Source organism: Fontimonas thermophila (assembly GCF_900113085.1).
Lineage (GTDB): Bacteria > Pseudomonadota > Gammaproteobacteria > Nevskiales > Nevskiaceae > Solimonas > Solimonas thermophila.
This window is the reverse complement of record NZ_FOOC01000009.1, coordinates 20004-34203: the sequence shown is the minus strand read 5'-3', so window position 1 is coordinate 34203 and position 14200 is coordinate 20004. Positions and strand designations below refer to the sequence as shown.

Here is a 14200-nt window from a genome sequence, read left to right as displayed (position 1 = left end):
GGCGCGGCCCGCCGTTATGCGGGCCGCATGACCGCCGGCGGCGGCCCGGCGGCCCGTTCGCGCCGCCTTTGCTGCTTGATGGCATACATCGCCGCGTCGGCCCGCGCGAGCAGTGCGTGCGGATCGCGCTCGCCGGGCGTGGCGCGCACGCCGCCGACGCTGGCACCGGCATATTCGAAACGCACGTCGTGGCAGCTGTAGGTGCCGGCAATCAGGCTTTCGATGCGCTGGCGCAGTTCCTCGGGTTCTCCTGTCGCCATCGCGACCACGACGAACTCGTCACCCCCATAGCGGGCGATGAAATCGCCCGCGCGCAGCCCGCGTTGCAGCCGCTGCGCGACTTCGGCGAGGAAGCAATCGCCGATCTCGTGGCCGTGACGATCGTTGATCGCCTTGAAGCCGTCGAGGTCGATGAAGATCACGTCGAGGCCGCGGGCCTCGCGTTCGGCGCTGGCGAGCGCACGTGTCAGCGCCTGGATGAGCGCGCGCCGGTTGGCCAGGCCGGTGAGCGGGTCGGTCAGCGACAGCGAGGCCAGTTCGGCATTGGTGCGGCGGAGTTTTTCGAGCAGCCGTTCACGGTCGACCTGCAAGCCGATCAGATGGGCGAACAGCGCGAGCCAGCGGGTCGTCTCGGGCTTGAGCGGGATGGGGGTTTCGCTGGCGGCGCACAGGGTACCGAACACCTGCTGGTCGCCGGTCCGCACCGGCTGGCTCAAGTAGGTGCGGATGCCCAGTACGCGCGCGGCCTGCGAGTCGCCCCAGCAGGCGCCGACGTCGTCGGTGTACGGACGGCCTTCCTCGAGCGCGCGCTTGCACAGCGTATCGTGCCAGGGGACCGACAAGCCCTCGGGGATCTGCATCCGGCGTGTGTTGCGCGCATACAGGATGTGCTGGACACCGGCCTGGGTGTCGATCGTCGTCAGATAGGTGGACTCCATGCCGGTGATCGTCTCCAGCAGCTCGAGCAGCGGGCGCGTGAGCGCCTCCAGATTGCTGGCGGTGGACACGGACTCGGCAAACTGGCGCAGAACATTGTCCATCGCCGCAGATCGTAGGTGGGAGTCGGAGTCGCGTCCACGTCTGCGGATCAGCGGTCGGTGCGGCGTCGCCGAGCGGCAGTTCGTGCCGCGGCAGGTTCAGGGTTTGAGCACCAGCTTGCCGATGTTTTCGCCCTTGAACAGCTTGAGCAGCACTTCGGGGAACTGCTCGAGGCCCTCGGCGATGTCCTCGCGGGTTTTGAGCCGCCCGCTGGTGAGCCAGCCGGCCAGTTCGCGTGTGGCCTCGGCGTAGCGGTCGGCCCAGTCGAACACGACCATGCCGGTCATGCTCGCGCGGTTTACCAGCAGCGACAGGTAGTTGCTCGGCCCCTTCACCGCAGTGGTGGCGTTGTACTGCGAAATCGCGCCACAGATGACGATGCGTGCGTGCATCGCGAGCTGGGTGAGCACGATGTCGAGGATTTCACCCCCGACGTTGTCGAAGTAGACATTAATGCCCTGCGGGCAATGCTGTTTGAGCGCTTTTTTCACATCCGCGTGCTTGTAGTCGATGCAGGCGTCGAAGCCGAGCGTGTCCGTGACGTAGCGGCACTTCTCCGGTCCGCCGGCGATGCCGATCGCGCGGCAGCCCTTGATTCTGGCGATCTGGCCGACGACCTGGCCGACCGCGCCGGCGGCGGCGGAGACGACGACGGTGTCGCCGGCCCTGGGCTTGCCCACTTCGAGCAGGCCGAAGTAGGCGGTCATGCCGGGCATCCCCAGCGTGCCGAGATACACCGGCAGCGGCGCGAGCGTGGGATCGACGCGGGTCACGCCCTTGCCCGTGGAGACGGCGTAGTCCTGCACGCCGAACAGGCCGACGACGTGCTCGCCGACGGCGAATTTCGGATGCTTCGACTTTACGATTTCACCCACCGCGCCGGCGCGCATCACCTCGCCCAGGCCCACCGGCGGCACATAGGATTTGCCCTCGTTCATCCAGCCGCGCATCGCCGGATCCAGCGAGATGTAGGCGATGCGGACCAGAAACTCGCCGTCGCCCGGTTCCGGGACCGGTCCGCGTACGAACGCGAAGTCCTCGCGTTTGACCATGCCCTGCGGCCGCCGGGCGAGCCGGAACTGGCGGTTGACGTTCATGTGCGCGTCCCCCGGCTGCCGGACAGATAGGCCTGCACGGCCTCCTTGGAGACATAGCGGGCCAGCTCCAGCTTGCCGATGGCGTTGCGGTGCACCTCGTCCGGACCGTCGGCGAGGCGCAGCGTGCGCGCCTGCGCATAGGCATAGGCGAGGCCGAAGTCGTCGGTGACGCCGCCGCCGCCGTGGGCCTGGATGGCCCAGTCGATGACCTGACAGGCCATGTTCGGCGCCGCGACCTTGATCATCGCGATCTCCTTGGCCGCCGCCTTGTTACCGACGGTGTCCATCATGTGCGCGGCCTTGAGCGTGAGCAGGCGCGCGGAATCGATCAGGATGCGGCTTTCCGCGATGCGCTCCAGCGTGACCGTCTGGGCCGCGACCGGCTTGCCGAAGGCCACGCGCGCGAGCGCGCGCTTGCACATTTTTTCGAGCGTGCGCTCGGCCAGCCCGATCAGCCGCATGCAATGGTGGATGCGGCCGGGGCCGAGCCGCCCCTGGGCGATCTCGAAGCCACGGCCTTCGCCGAGCAGGATGTTCGAGGCCGGCACGCGCACGTGATCGAACACGATCTCGGCATGGCCGTGCGGCGCATCGTCGTAGCCGAACACCGGCAGATGCCGCAGGATGTTCACGCCGGGCGTGTCGCGCGGCACCAGAATCATCGACTGCTGCTTGTGCCGGTCCGGATGGTTCGGGTCGGTCTTGCCCATGACGATGAACAGCTGGCAGCGCGGATCGTTGGCGCCCGAGATCCACCACTTGCGGCCGTTGATCACGTATTCGTCGCCCTCGCGGCGGATCGAGCAGGCGATGTTGGTCGCATCGGACGAGGCGACGTCGGGTTCGGTCATCGCAAAGGCCGAGCGGATGCGGCCCTCGAGCAGGGGCTTGAGCCAGCGTTCTTTTTGTTCGGGGGTGCCGTAGCGCACCAGCACTTCCATGTTGCCGGTGTCCGGAGCCGAGCAGTTGAACACCTCCGGCGCCCAGATCACGCGGCCCATGATCTCGCACAGCGGCGCGTATTCGAGATTGGTCAGGCCGGCGCCGTACTCCGAATCGGGCAGGAACAGATTCCACAGACCGGCGGCGCGGGCCTTGTCCTTGAGCTCTTCGATCAGGCGTGTCGGCTGCCAGCGGTCGCCTGCGGCCACCTCTTCGAAGAAGCGCCGTTCGTTGGGGTAGATGTGCGCATCCATGAAGGCGTTGAGACGCTGCATCAGGTCGAGCGTCTTCTGCGAGTATTCGAAAATCATCGGCGTCTCCAGCGGATGTTCAGCGGCGGCCCAGGATTTTCTCGACCTGGGCCCAGGCCAGTTCGGCCAGCGGTCGCGCCGCGGCCCCCATTTGTGCGGCCTGCGCGCTCGCCGCCGTGCCTTCCTTCACGCGCCCGGCGATGCCCTGCAGGATCGCCGCGAGGCGGAACAGGTTGTAGGCCATGTAGAAGTCCCAGTGGTTGGGGTCGATGCCGTCGCGCCCGGTGCGCTTGCAGTACAGTTGCACGTACTCGGATTCCGCAGGGATACCCAGCTCGGCGAGCTTGGCGCCCCCCAGGCCGCGGAACACGCCGGCGGGGATGTGCCAGATCATGCAGTGATAGGCAAAGTCGGCGAGCGGATGGCCCAGCGTCGACAGCTCCCAGTCCAGCACCGCGAGCACGCGCGGCTCGCTCGGATGGAAGATCATGTTGTCGAGCCGGTAGTCGCCGTGGACGATCGTGGTTTCATCGCCGGGCGGGATGTGTTCCGGCAGCCAGGCGATCAGCCGGTCCATCGCATCGATGCGCTCGGTCTCGGAGGCGCGGTACTGCTTGGTCCAGCGGCTGATCTGGCGCGCGAAGTAATTGCCGGGCTTGCCGAAGTCGGCAAGGCCGATGGCTGCGTAGTCGACCTGGTGCAACGCGGCGATCACGCGGTTCATTTCGTCGAACATCGCGCGGCGCATCGCCGGCGCAAGACCGGGCAGGGCCGGATCCCAGAAGATGCGGCCCTCGACGTGCTCCATGATGTAGAACGGCGTGCCGATGACGCTGTCGTCCTCGCACAGGCAATACGCCTTCGCCACCGGCACGTCGGTGTTCGCCAGTGCGCGGATCACGCGGTATTCGCGATCGACTGCATGCGCGGAAGCGAGCAGCTTGCCCGGCGGCTTGCGCCGCAGCACGTAGCAGCGCGTGGGGGTGATCAGCTTGTAGGTCGGGTTGGACTGGCCGCCCTTGAATTGTTCGACCCGTAGGTCGCCGGAAAAGTCCTCGACGTGCGTGCGCATATAGCGCGCGAGCGCTTCGACGTCGAAACGGTGGCGTTCTTGTACCGGGATCGTCGCGCTCATGGTTCAGGCTCCCTGCGGGGTGATGACGAGCTTGCCGGAGACCTTGCGGTCCATCAGTTGGCGGATCGCCTCGCCGCCGCGCGCGAGCGGGTAAGTGCCGGCGATGTGCGGCTTGAGCTTGCCGTCCTTGAGCCAGCCGAGCAGCGTGCGCAGGTCCATCAGGTTGTTCATCGGCTCGCGCCGCGCGTAGTCGCCCCAGAACACGCCGACGATGGCGGCGCCCTTGAGCAGCGGCAGGTTCAGCGGAATCCTGGGAATCTCGCCGTTGGCGAAGCCGATCACGAGCAAGCGGCCGCGCCAGGCGATCGCGCGCAGGGCGGCTTCGCTGTAGGGTCCGCCGACCGGATCGTAAATGACGTCCGCACCCTTGCCGCCGGTGATGTCCTTGACCTGGGCTTTCCAGTCTTCGTTCGCATAGTTGAGCGTGTGGTCCGCACCGTGCGCTTTGCACACGGCCAGCTTTTCATCGCTCGAGGCGGCGGCGATCACGGTTGCGCCCAGCGCCTTGCCGATCTCGATCGCGGCGAGTCCCACGCCACCGGAAGCGCCGAGCACGAGCAGCATCTCGCCGGGTTTGAGCGCGGCCCGGTCTTTGAGCGCGTGATAAGACGTCGCATACGTCATCACGAAGGCGGCGGCGGTGACGAAGTCGAGCGCATCGGGCATCGGGATGAGCGCGCGGGCATCGGCGAGCACGGCCTCGGCAAACGCGCCCCAGCCGGTGAAGCAGATCACCCGATCGCCGGGCTTGACGGTTTTGACCTGGGCGCCGACCGCCTCGACGACGCCGGCGCATTCGCCGCCCGGGGCAAAGGGCAGTTCCGGCTTGAACTGGTACTTGTTCTGGATGATCAGCGTGTCCGGGAAATTGACGCCGGCGGCGTGCACACGCACCCGCACCTGGGTGTCGCCGGGAATGGGCTCGGGAATCTCCTCGACGACCAGCGATTCCGGCGGTCCGTAGGACTTGCAGAGCAGGGCTTTCATTGTTCGATCCGTTCAGGGCATCGGGTTGGCGGGCGTGCGTTCGTCGAGGATGTCGCGCATCCGCGTTTCGATCGCCGCCTTGATGGTGGGATGGGTCAAGATGTAGAAGCGGTCGGCCTTGACCGCCTGCATCGTGGCGCGCGCGATGTCGGCCGCGGAGAGTTTTCCGGACTGCACCGCCTTGCGCACCCGTGCCTCATAGGGCGCGGCCCGAGGGTTCTTGGCCGCGAACCGCGCCGGCCGGTTGCGCTCGGCGTCGGCGATGCCGGTGGGCACGAAGGCCGGGCACAGCACCGAGACGCCGATCTTCGCGTGGGCCGCGCGCAGCTCATGGTGCAGGCACTCGCTGAGCGTGACCACGCCGTGCTTGGACACGCAGTAGACGCTGGACCCGGGCACCGACAGCAGACCAGCGACGGAGGCGGTGTTGACCACGTGGCATTCGTCGCCCTGCTCGAGCATGCGCGGTACGAAGCTCTGCACACCGTGCACCACGCCCATCAGATTCACGCCGAGCACCCAGCGCCAGTCGTCGAGCGTGGTCGTCCAGCTCGGTCCGGCGACGGCGACCCCGGCGTTGTTGAACAGCAGGTGACAGGCGCCGAACCGCGCATACGTGCGCTCGGCGAGCGTCTGTACCGCATCGGCGTCGGCGACGTCGCAGCGCAGGGTCAGGGTCTCGGTTCCATCGGGGAGCAGGGCGCAGGTGTGCGCAAGACCCGCTTCGTCGATATCGGCGAGCACCAGGCGCATGCCTTCGGCTGCGCACAGTTGCGCGAATGCGCGGCCGAAGCCGCTGCCGGCGCCGGTGATGACGGCGACTTTGTCTTGCAGATCCTGCATGGGGTCGTCTTCAGGCGGTGAGATAGCCGCCGTCCACGGTCAGGCAGGCGCCGGTGGTATAGCTCGCCGCCGGCGAGACCAGGTAGAGCACCGCGCCGGCCATCTCGTCGGGATGGGCGATGCGCGCCATCGGCACCTTGCTGCCCATGATGCGCATCATCTCCGGGTTGTGCACCAGGGCCGAGGCGAACTTGGTATCCGTGATTCCGGGCAGCAGCGCGTTTACGCGCACGCCGTCGGCGGCCCATTCTTTGGCGCAGGCTTTGGTGAGCGAAATCACCGCCGCCTTGGTGATCGAATAAATGCCCTGGTAAGGCCCCGGAATCACGCCATTGACCGAGGCGGTATTGACGATGCTGCCACCGCCGTTGCGCTTCATCAGCTTGTAGCCGGTCGTGGACATGAAGAAATAACCGCGGAGGTTGACGTCCACGGTCTTCTGGAATGCACCCAGGTCGGTGTCGGCGATCGGGCCGAAGTAAGGATTCGCAGCGGCGTTGTTGACGAGGATGTCGAGGCGGCCGTGGGTTTTCTCGATGTGCGCGAACACCGCCTCGATCTGCGCCATGTCGCCGATGTGGCAGGCATAGGCCTCGGCGCGGCCGCCGTGGTCGCGGATCGCGCTGGCGACGCGTTCACAGCTATCCAGCTTGCGGCTGGCGACGATCACGTGCGCGCCATAGGCCGCGAGCGTGCGGGCAATCGATTCGCCGATGCCGCGGCTGGCGCCGGTGACCAGGGCGATCTTGCCGCCGAGATCGAACATCGCGGCGGGCGGTGGTGTGGGGTTGTGCGTCATCGCGGATGTCCTGTGCGGTTGACTTGCCGCAGCCTAGGCGCGGTCATACGATCAGTCCAATGAATAATGTGAATTGCCGTAAATAAAGGCCGTGCATTTACACCGGATCGACCTCAACCTCCTGGTCGTGCTCGACGCGATCTTCAGCGAGGGCGGCATCACCAAGGCCGGCGAGAAGCTGCATCTGACGCAGCCGGCGATCAGCCACGCCCTGGCGCGGATGCGCGAGCTGTTCGGTGATCCGCTGTTCGTCCGCGAGGGGCGTCGAATGGTGCCGACGCCGCTCGCGCGCAGCCTGATGCAGCCGGTGCGGCGTGCGCTGCACGGCCTCGAAGTCGCACTCAACGAGGCGCAGCGGTTCGATCCGGCGACGACGCAGCGGCACTTCACCATCGGCGTGCGTGACGTGCTCGAAGCCACGGTGTTGCCGCCGCTGCTTGCGCGCATCGCCACGGCAGCGCCATCGGTCGATATCAGCGCCATCCGTGTCGACCGGCGCACGCTCGAATCGGAGCTTGCCGCTGGGCGTCTCGATGCCGCGCTCGACGTGCTGCTGCCGGTGTCGGACGATATCCGCCACCAACGCATCTCGGCCGACCGGCTCGTCGTCGTCGCGCGCCAGGGTCATCCCGCGACGGCGGGCCAATTCGATCTTGCCGCCTATCTGCGCGCCCATCACGTGCTGGTTAGCTCACGCCGCAGCGGCCCGGGTTTGGAAGACCTTGAGCTCAGCCGGCAAGGCTTCAAGCGCCGCATCCGGCTGCGCTGCCAGCATTACTTCGCCGCCTGTCGGGTCGTCAGTCAGACCGATCTGTTGCTGACCATGCCGGAGCGATATGCCGCAATCGCCAACCGCCAGTATGCCAACCAGATCCTGCCGTTCCCGGTGCCGATGCCGCCGATGGATGTCTATCTGTACTGGCATGCGAGCGTGGACAATGAACCGGCCAGTCGCTGGCTGCGTGCGCAGTTGATCGCGACGGTCGAACAGCCGCAACAAGCGGCGTAACGGCTGCTGCGCCGCCTTTAAGCATCATTCACAACTTCAACCAGAGCGCCATTTCCATGCATCCGCGCATCCTCGTCGGCAAAGGTGAAACGCCACAACTGATTCTGGGTGCCTATGCCAACCGGCACGGCCTCATCGCCGGTGCGACCGGCACCGGCAAGACGGTGACCCTGCAAGTTCTCGCCGAAGGGTTTTCGGACATCGGCGTACCGGTGTTCGCCACCGACATCAAGGGCGACCTCGCCGGCATTGCGATGCCCGGCGAGCCCCATCCCAAGCTCATCGAGCGTGCGCGCCAGGTCGGAGTCGAGGCCTACGGGCCCGCCGCTTGCCCGGCGGCGTTCTGGGACGTGTTCGGACAAGCCGGACATCCGCTGCGTGCGACCGTGTCGGACTTGGGGCCGCTGCTGCTGTCACGGCTCCTCGATTTGTCCGACGCCCAGGCCGCGGTCTTGCACCTGGTCTTCAAGTACGCCGACGATCAGGGCTTGCTGCTGCTCGACCTCAAAGATCTGCGGGCGGTGCTGAGCCACGTCGCTGTCCACGCCAAGACCCTGGGTGCCGACTATGGTTTGGTCAGCGGCGCATCGGTGGGCGCCATCCAGCGTGCCCTGCTGCAGCTCGAACAAGACGGTGCTGCGGCTTTTTTCGGCGAGCCGGCGCTTGATCTTCATGATCTGCTGCGCACCGACGCTGCCGGGCGCGGCATCGTCCATGTGCTCGCCGCCGACCGGCTGTTCCATGCCCCCCGTCTGTATGCGACCGTGCTGCTGTGGCTGCTGTCGGAGCTGTTCGAGAACCTGCCCGAGCGCGGCGATGCCGACAAACCCCGCCTCGTGCTGTTCTTCGATGAAGCCCATTTGCTGTTCAAAGACACGCCCAAGGTGCTGGTGGACAAAATCGAGCAGGTCGTGCGCCTGATCCGGTCCAAGGGCGTGGGGGTTTACTTCGTCACCCAGCACCCGCTGGATCTGCCGGATGCCGTGCTCGGCCAGCTCGGCAACCGCATCCAGCATGCGTTGCGCGCATTCACGCCGCGCGACCAGAAAGCGGTGCGCACCGCCGCCGAAACCTTCCGAGCCAATCCCGCGCTCGACGTCGCATCCGTCATCACCGAGCTGGGCGTCGGGGAGGCCTTGGTCTCCACGCTGCAGGAAGGCGGCGTCCCCGGGGTCGTCGAGCGCACGCGCATCCGGCCGCCGCGTTCACGCATCGGTGCGCTCACCGCCGAGGAGCGGTCGGCGATCCTGGCGCGCAGCCCGCTGGCCGGCCGCTACGAGACGGCGATCGACCGCGTCTCGGCCTACGAGCGGCTGCAGGCGTCGCCGGCCGGTGAGGTGTCCGGTGCGGATCGCAACGGATGGGGTGGGCAGGCCCAAGGGGCGCGACCGGCCCCGGCGCCGGCGCGCCGCGACCGCCGCGGCGACACCCTGCTCGAGACGGCGGTCAAGAGCGCTGCGCGCAGTGTGGCGACATCGCTGGGCCGGGAACTGGGGCGCCAGATTCTGCGCGGTCTGCTCGGCGGGCGCAGCCGCCGTTGACCGGCCGGGGTGGTGGCGCGGGTATACTCAACGGTCCGTCCGCTCTCGCGTCCCATCCGCGCTCACTGATGCCCCTGCCCCGCCCCGCCGGATCGTCTGTTCTTGCGCCAGCGGCGCTACGGGCGCCGCTCGAGGCCGGTCTGCGCGCACTCGGGCAGATACTTCCCGAAGACGCGATCGAGCGGCTGCTCGCGTATCTCGCCGAACTGCACAAATGGAACGCGGCCTACAACCTGACCGCGATCCGCGATCCGCGCCAGATGGTGACGCGGCACATACTCGATTCGCTGGCGGTGCTGCCGCTGATGCGTGGGCGCGTGCTCGACGTCGGCGCCGGCGCCGGATTGCCCGGCATCGTACTGGCGATCGGCGATCCTGCGCTCCATGTCACCGTGCTCGACAGCAACGGCAAGAAGGCGCGCTTCATGCGCCATGCCGTGCGCAGCCTTACGCTGGCCAACGTCGAGGTCGCCGAGGCGCGGGTCGAAACCTATGCTGCCGCCGCGCCGTTCGACCGCATCGTCAGCCGTGCGTTTGCGTCACTTTCCGAGTTCGTCACACTGACGGCTTCGCAACTGGCGCCCGATGGGCATTGGATCGCGATGAAAGGCAGACTCGATAGCGCAGAGCTGGCTGCCGTTCCGGCAAACGTGACCATCCGGGAGATACGCCGGTTGCGCGTGCCCGGGCTTAACGAGGAGCGACACGCCATCATTGCGGCCAGAACACCATGAGCCACGTCATCGCCATTGCCAATCAGAAAGGCGGGGTCGGAAAGACGACCACCGCGATCAATCTCGCGGCCTCGCTCGCGGCGACCAAGCGCCGGGTCTTGCTGGTCGATCTCGATGCGCAGGGCAACGCAACGATGGGGGTTGGCGTCGACAAAAATGCGGTGAAGCTGACTGCGCGCGACGTGCTGCTCGAACAAGCCCCGATCCGCGACGCGATCCAGGAACTGCCCGATCTGGGCCTGGCCCTGCTACCGGCCAATGGCGACATGACCGAGGCGGAGATCAAGCTGCGCGACGTCGCCGTCGGCGATTTCGCGCTCAAGACCGCGCTCGCGGACGTCGCTGACGACTACGACTATGTCATCCTCGACTGTCCGCCGGCGCTGTCCAAGCTCACCGTCAACGCCCTGGTCGCCGCCGACGGCGTGCTGATCCCGATGCAATGCGAGTACTACGCGCTCGAGGGGTTGTCGGCGCTGATGGATACGATCCACAAGATCCGGCGCGTGATCAATCCGCGCCTGGAAATCGAAGGGCTGTTGCGCACGATGTACGATCCCCGCAACAACCTCGCCAACGACGTCTCCAATCAGCTCGTACAGCACTTTGGCGACAAGGTTTACCGCACGCTGGTGCCGCGCAACGTGCGTCTGGCCGAAGCACCCAGCCACGGCCTGCCGGCGATGCTCTACGATCCGACATCCGCCGGCGCCAAGGCCTATCTCGCGCTGGCGGGCGAGGTGCTGCGCCGTCACGACGGCGGGCAGATGCGGCTGACGGCATAAGGCAGGGTTCTTCGACGGGCGTTTCCGGGCTCGGACCGAAGCGGCGCGAACGGGTCGGCAGCGCTTTTCTTGCAACAGGATTCACACCGGATTTTCCGCGATGAGCATCAAGAAGCGAGGACTCGGGCGCGGTCTGGACGCCCTGCTGAGCAGCGTTGCCCAGCCCGCCACCGAGGATGGCAGCGAGGCACTGCGCGAACTGAACATCGAGCAGATCCAGCCGGGCCGACACCAGCCGCGCCGGCAGTTCGACGCCGATGCCCTCGACGCGCTGGCCGAATCGATCCGTGCCCAGGGCATCGTCCAGCCGATCGTGGTCCGTCCATCCGGTGCCGATCGCTATGAAATCGTCGCCGGCGAGCGGCGCTGGCGTGCGGCCAAGCAAGCCGGCTTGAAGTCCGTGCCGGTGATCGTGCGCACGCTCGACGAACGCGGTGCGATGGCCGTCGCCCTGGTCGAAAACATCCAGCGCGCCGATCTCAATCCGCTGGAAGAAGCCGAGGCCTTGCACAAGCTGATCGAGGAATGCGGACTCACGCACGAGAAGGCGGCCGAGGCCGTCGGCCGCTCGCGCGCACACATCACCAACCTGCTGCGCCTGCGTGAACTCGATGCCGAGGTACAGGCGCTCGTCCGCGATGGCCGCCTGAGCCTGGGCCATGCCAAAGTACTTCTGGGTGTGCAAGGGGTGCGCCAGGTGCAACTGGCCCGCCTGGTCGTCGAAAAACAACTGTCGGTCCGCGACACCGAAGCGCTCGTACACGCCGAACCGCGAGCGAAGACGGCGCGGACGCCCAAGGCTCGCGTACCGGCGCTGGAAAAGCAAATCAGCGCCTCGATCGGAATGCCGGTGCGCCTGCATCAGGCCGAATCGGGCCGCGGCAAGCTCACTGTGAGTTTCCGCAACGCCGAGGAGCTCGCACGCCTGCTCGAGCGGCTGCGGTAGTGGCTGCGCGAGATCGCGCGCCGTCGCGGCGGCGATAGTTGAACTGACCGTCCGTCGCCCGCTATACTTTTCCAGATTGGTGCGGCGCACCATCGCCAGACTGCCATGAAGACGGCGAAGCGCATAGCACTGCTCCAGATGTCGATCGCGCTGGTCGCTGCTGTCTTCTGGGCGGTATTCGCAGACGCCCGATCGGGTCTGGCGGCGCTCGTCGGCGGGAGCATCGCAGTGACACTGACGATCTACGCCGCGGTGAAGACTTTTGCGGCGCCGGCAGCGGACGCGGGTCGGGCAGTGACGAATTTTTATCGGGCCGAGGTGAGGAAGCTGATCCTTGCCGCGGTCTTGTTCGCCGCAGCAGTCCGTTTTTTCGGTGACGTGTTTGCGCCGGTGATCGTGACGTTTGCGTTGACGCTGCCGGTGTACTGGTTTGCGCTTCTTTGGGATACGAACGATGGCTGACGCAGGTCATTCCCCTGCCGAGTATGTAACGCATCACTTGAAGCACTGGGCGAGCAGCCATGACGACGCTTTCATCAGCGTCGAGGCTTGGCATTTCGACACGCTGCTGGTGTCCACCGTTCTGGGGTTGTTGTTCTTGACGCTGTTTCGGATGGCCGCGGTGCGCGCGACGTCCGGCGTGCCCGGCAAGCTGCAGAACTTCGTCGAGATCCTGGTCGATTTCGTCGATAACGCGGTCAAGGATGCCTTCCATGGCTCGCGCGATTTCCTCGCGCCGCTGGCATTGACGATTTTTGTCTGGACCTTTTTGTGGAACTGCATGGACCTGATCCCGGTGGATCTGCCGCCGATGATCGCCAAGCATGTCTTTGGGCTGGAGTATTTCCGTGCCGTGCCGTCCGCCGACATGAGTGCGACGTTCGCGCTGTCGCTGTCGGTGTTTGCGCTGATCATCATCTACAGCGTGAAGGGCAAGGGCGTCGGCGGTTTTGCCAAGGAATTCCTGACACATCCATTCGGCGCCAAGCTCTTGCCGGCAAACATCGTGCTCAACACCGTCGAGCTGCTGGCCAAGCCGATTTCGCTGGCATTGCGACTGTTCGGCAATCTTTATGCCGGCGAGCTGATCTTCATTCTGATCGCACTGCTGCCCTGGTGGGCACAGCTTATTCCCGGTCTCGGCTGGGCGATCTTCCACATTCTGGTTGTCACCTTGCAGGCGTTCATTTTCATGACGCTGACCATCGTGTACATCAGCATGGCCTACGAGCATCACTGACCCCGTAGCCTTTCCACCGATTTTTCCACCACCGCAACACACGGAGTAATTCCATGGAGCTCATCGCTCAGATCCAGGCCAACACGGCGCTGACCATCGGTCTCATCTTCGGTCTCGCCGCTCTCGGCACCGCCATCGGCTTCGGCCTGCTTGGCGGCAAGTTCCTCGAGGGTGCCGCGCGTCAGCCCGAGATGGCCAACATGCTGCAGACCAAGATGTTCATCATCGCCGGCCTGCTCGACGCCGTGTCGATCATCGGCGTGGCCATGGGCCTGCTGATGATGTTCGCAAACCCGCTGATCGCGGCCGTTTCCGGCGCTGCCGGCTAAGGCGCGCCCGACCCGGTTTTTTGTTGACTCTAGCTGGAGCCTAGGCCCATGCAGGCAAGCATCCCGTCCATCGTTGGCCAGATGATCGTGTTCGGCATCTTCGTCTGGTTCACGATGAAGTTCGTGTGGCCGCCGATCACCCGGGCGATGGAAGAGCGCCGGCAGAAGATCGCCGACGGTCTCGCGGCCGCAGAAAAAGGTGCCCGTGCGCTGCAGGATGCCTCGGCCAAGAGCGAAGAGGCGCTCAAGGCCGCGCGTGCCCAGGCGCAGGACATCCTCGCGGCCGCGAGCAAGCAAGCAGCGCAGCTTATCGAGCAGGCCAAAGTCCAGGCACAGCAGGAGGCCGAGCGCATCGTCGCCAAGGCGCACGAGGATGTGCAGCGCGAGATTGCCCACGCCCGCGAAGACTTGCGCAAGCGGGTCGGCGAGCTGGCGGTGATCGGTGCGGCCAAGATCCTCAAGCGCGAGATCGATGCCAAGGCGCATGCCGACGTGCTCAACGAGCTCGCGGCGCGCGTCTGACG

Annotated in this window: 16 protein-coding genes; 9 read left to right on the top strand and 7 right to left on the bottom strand. The window is 66.1% G+C overall.

The window, feature by feature from the left end; genetic code table 11:
- Window positions 1-14 precede the first annotated feature (14 nt).
- From BMZ48_RS09440 to BMZ48_RS09410, 7 genes are all read right to left on the bottom strand, one after another.
- A complete protein-coding gene (locus BMZ48_RS09440; protein WP_091534315.1) occupies window positions 15-1040 on the bottom strand; it encodes a sensor domain-containing diguanylate cyclase in 1026 nt (341 codons plus the stop codon).
- 96 nt (window positions 1041-1136) lie between these two features.
- Window positions 1137-2135: an NADP-dependent oxidoreductase gene (locus BMZ48_RS09435; protein WP_091534312.1), complete on the bottom strand. Its 999-nt coding sequence runs from the start codon at window positions 2133-2135 to the stop codon at window positions 1137-1139.
- Window positions 2132-3388: an acyl-CoA dehydrogenase family protein gene (locus tag BMZ48_RS09430; protein WP_091534310.1), complete on the bottom strand. Its 1257-nt coding sequence runs from the start codon at window positions 3386-3388 to the stop codon at window positions 2132-2134. Before BMZ48_RS09430 ends, BMZ48_RS09435 begins: the two co-directional genes overlap by 4 nt.
- Before the next feature lie 19 nt (window positions 3389-3407).
- Window positions 3408-4463, bottom strand: a complete 1056-nt coding sequence (locus tag BMZ48_RS09425) for a phosphotransferase (protein WP_091534308.1) — start codon at window positions 4461-4463, stop codon at window positions 3408-3410.
- Window positions 4464-4466: 3 nt separating this feature from the next.
- Complete coding sequence (locus BMZ48_RS09420) at window positions 4467-5450, bottom strand: NADPH:quinone oxidoreductase family protein (RefSeq protein ID WP_091534306.1); 984 nt, start codon at window positions 5448-5450, stop codon at window positions 4467-4469.
- 12 nt (window positions 5451-5462) lie between these two features.
- A complete protein-coding gene (locus BMZ48_RS09415; protein WP_091534303.1) occupies window positions 5463-6293 on the bottom strand; it encodes an SDR family NAD(P)-dependent oxidoreductase in 831 nt (276 codons plus the stop codon).
- Window positions 6294-6303: 10 nt separating this feature from the next.
- Window positions 6304-7092 carry an SDR family oxidoreductase gene (locus BMZ48_RS09410; protein WP_234981588.1) on the bottom strand — a complete coding sequence of 263 codons (789 nt, stop codon included), beginning with the start codon at window positions 7090-7092 and terminating at the stop codon, window positions 6304-6306.
- Between the two features lie 91 nt (window positions 7093-7183).
- On the opposite strand from BMZ48_RS09410, the gene BMZ48_RS09405 reads away from it, so the two are divergent.
- The 9 genes from BMZ48_RS09405 (at window position 7184) to BMZ48_RS09365 (ending at window position 14198) form a co-directional block, all read left to right on the top strand.
- Window positions 7184-8101, top strand: a complete 918-nt coding sequence (locus BMZ48_RS09405; RefSeq protein ID WP_091534300.1) for a LysR family transcriptional regulator — start codon at window positions 7184-7186, stop codon at window positions 8099-8101.
- A gap of 56 nt (window positions 8102-8157) precedes the next feature.
- The gene (locus tag BMZ48_RS09400) at window positions 8158-9642 is read left to right on the top strand and encodes a helicase HerA-like domain-containing protein (protein WP_091534298.1); all 1485 of its coding nucleotides are present in this window, start codon (window positions 8158-8160) and stop codon (window positions 9640-9642) included.
- A gap of 68 nt (window positions 9643-9710) precedes the next feature.
- The gene (gene rsmG / locus BMZ48_RS09395; protein ID WP_091534296.1) at window positions 9711-10376 is read left to right on the top strand and encodes a 16S rRNA (guanine(527)-N(7))-methyltransferase RsmG; all 666 of its coding nucleotides are present in this window, start codon (window positions 9711-9713) and stop codon (window positions 10374-10376) included.
- Entirely contained in the window at window positions 10373-11161 is a 789-nt protein-coding gene (locus BMZ48_RS09390; RefSeq protein ID WP_091534293.1) for a ParA family protein, read from the top strand. Before rsmG ends, BMZ48_RS09390 begins: the two co-directional genes overlap by 4 nt.
- 100 nt (window positions 11162-11261) lie before the next feature.
- Complete coding sequence (locus tag BMZ48_RS09385) at window positions 11262-12107, top strand: ParB/RepB/Spo0J family partition protein (RefSeq protein ID WP_091534290.1); 846 nt, start codon at window positions 11262-11264, stop codon at window positions 12105-12107.
- A gap of 105 nt (window positions 12108-12212) precedes the next feature.
- Window positions 12213-12569, top strand: a complete 357-nt coding sequence (locus BMZ48_RS09380) for an ATP synthase subunit I (RefSeq protein WP_091534288.1) — start codon at window positions 12213-12215, stop codon at window positions 12567-12569.
- The gene (atpB, locus tag BMZ48_RS09375; protein WP_091534285.1) at window positions 12562-13347 is read left to right on the top strand and encodes a F0F1 ATP synthase subunit A; all 786 of its coding nucleotides are present in this window, start codon (window positions 12562-12564) and stop codon (window positions 13345-13347) included. The genes BMZ48_RS09380 and atpB overlap by 8 nt, the downstream gene beginning before the upstream one ends.
- A 53-nt stretch (window positions 13348-13400) precedes the next feature.
- Window positions 13401-13676, top strand: a complete 276-nt coding sequence (atpE, locus tag BMZ48_RS09370) for a F0F1 ATP synthase subunit C (protein ID WP_091534282.1) — start codon at window positions 13401-13403, stop codon at window positions 13674-13676.
- Between the two features lie 48 nt (window positions 13677-13724).
- Window positions 13725-14198 (top strand): F0F1 ATP synthase subunit B, encoded by a 474-nt coding sequence (locus tag BMZ48_RS09365; protein WP_091534280.1) that lies wholly within the window; start codon window positions 13725-13727, stop codon window positions 14196-14198.
- Window positions 14199-14200 lie beyond the last annotated feature (2 nt).

Coding starts and splice junctions, on each gene's coding strand:
- BMZ48_RS09440 (WP_091534315.1), bottom strand. CDS start 1,040: ATGGACAATGTTCTGCGCCAGTTTGCCGAGTCCGTGTCCACCGCCAGC.
- BMZ48_RS09435 (WP_091534312.1), bottom strand. CDS start 2,135: ATGAACGTCAACCGCCAGTTCCGGCTCGCCCGGCGGCCGCAGGGCATG.
- BMZ48_RS09430 (WP_091534310.1), bottom strand. CDS start 3,388: ATGATTTTCGAATACTCGCAGAAGACGCTCGACCTGATGCAGCGTCTC.
- BMZ48_RS09425 (WP_091534308.1), bottom strand. CDS start 4,463: ATGAGCGCGACGATCCCGGTACAAGAACGCCACCGTTTCGACGTCGAA.
- BMZ48_RS09420 (WP_091534306.1), bottom strand. CDS start 5,450: ATGAAAGCCCTGCTCTGCAAGTCCTACGGACCGCCGGAATCGCTGGTC.
- BMZ48_RS09415 (WP_091534303.1), bottom strand. CDS start 6,293: ATGCAGGATCTGCAAGACAAAGTCGCCGTCATCACCGGCGCCGGCAGC.
- BMZ48_RS09410 (WP_234981588.1), bottom strand. CDS start 7,092: ATGACGCACAACCCCACACCACCGCCCGCCGCGATGTTCGATCTCGGC.
- BMZ48_RS09400 (WP_091534298.1), top strand. CDS start 8,158: ATGCATCCGCGCATCCTCGTCGGCAAAGGTGAAACGCCACAACTGATT.
- rsmG (WP_091534296.1), top strand. CDS start 9,711: ATGCCCCTGCCCCGCCCCGCCGGATCGTCTGTTCTTGCGCCAGCGGCG.
- BMZ48_RS09390 (WP_091534293.1), top strand. CDS start 10,373: ATGAGCCACGTCATCGCCATTGCCAATCAGAAAGGCGGGGTCGGAAAG.
- BMZ48_RS09385 (WP_091534290.1), top strand. CDS start 11,262: ATGAGCATCAAGAAGCGAGGACTCGGGCGCGGTCTGGACGCCCTGCTG.
- BMZ48_RS09380 (WP_091534288.1), top strand. CDS start 12,213: ATGAAGACGGCGAAGCGCATAGCACTGCTCCAGATGTCGATCGCGCTG.
- atpB (WP_091534285.1), top strand. CDS start 12,562: ATGGCTGACGCAGGTCATTCCCCTGCCGAGTATGTAACGCATCACTTG.
- atpE (WP_091534282.1), top strand. CDS start 13,401: ATGGAGCTCATCGCTCAGATCCAGGCCAACACGGCGCTGACCATCGGT.
- BMZ48_RS09365 (WP_091534280.1), top strand. CDS start 13,725: ATGCAGGCAAGCATCCCGTCCATCGTTGGCCAGATGATCGTGTTCGGC.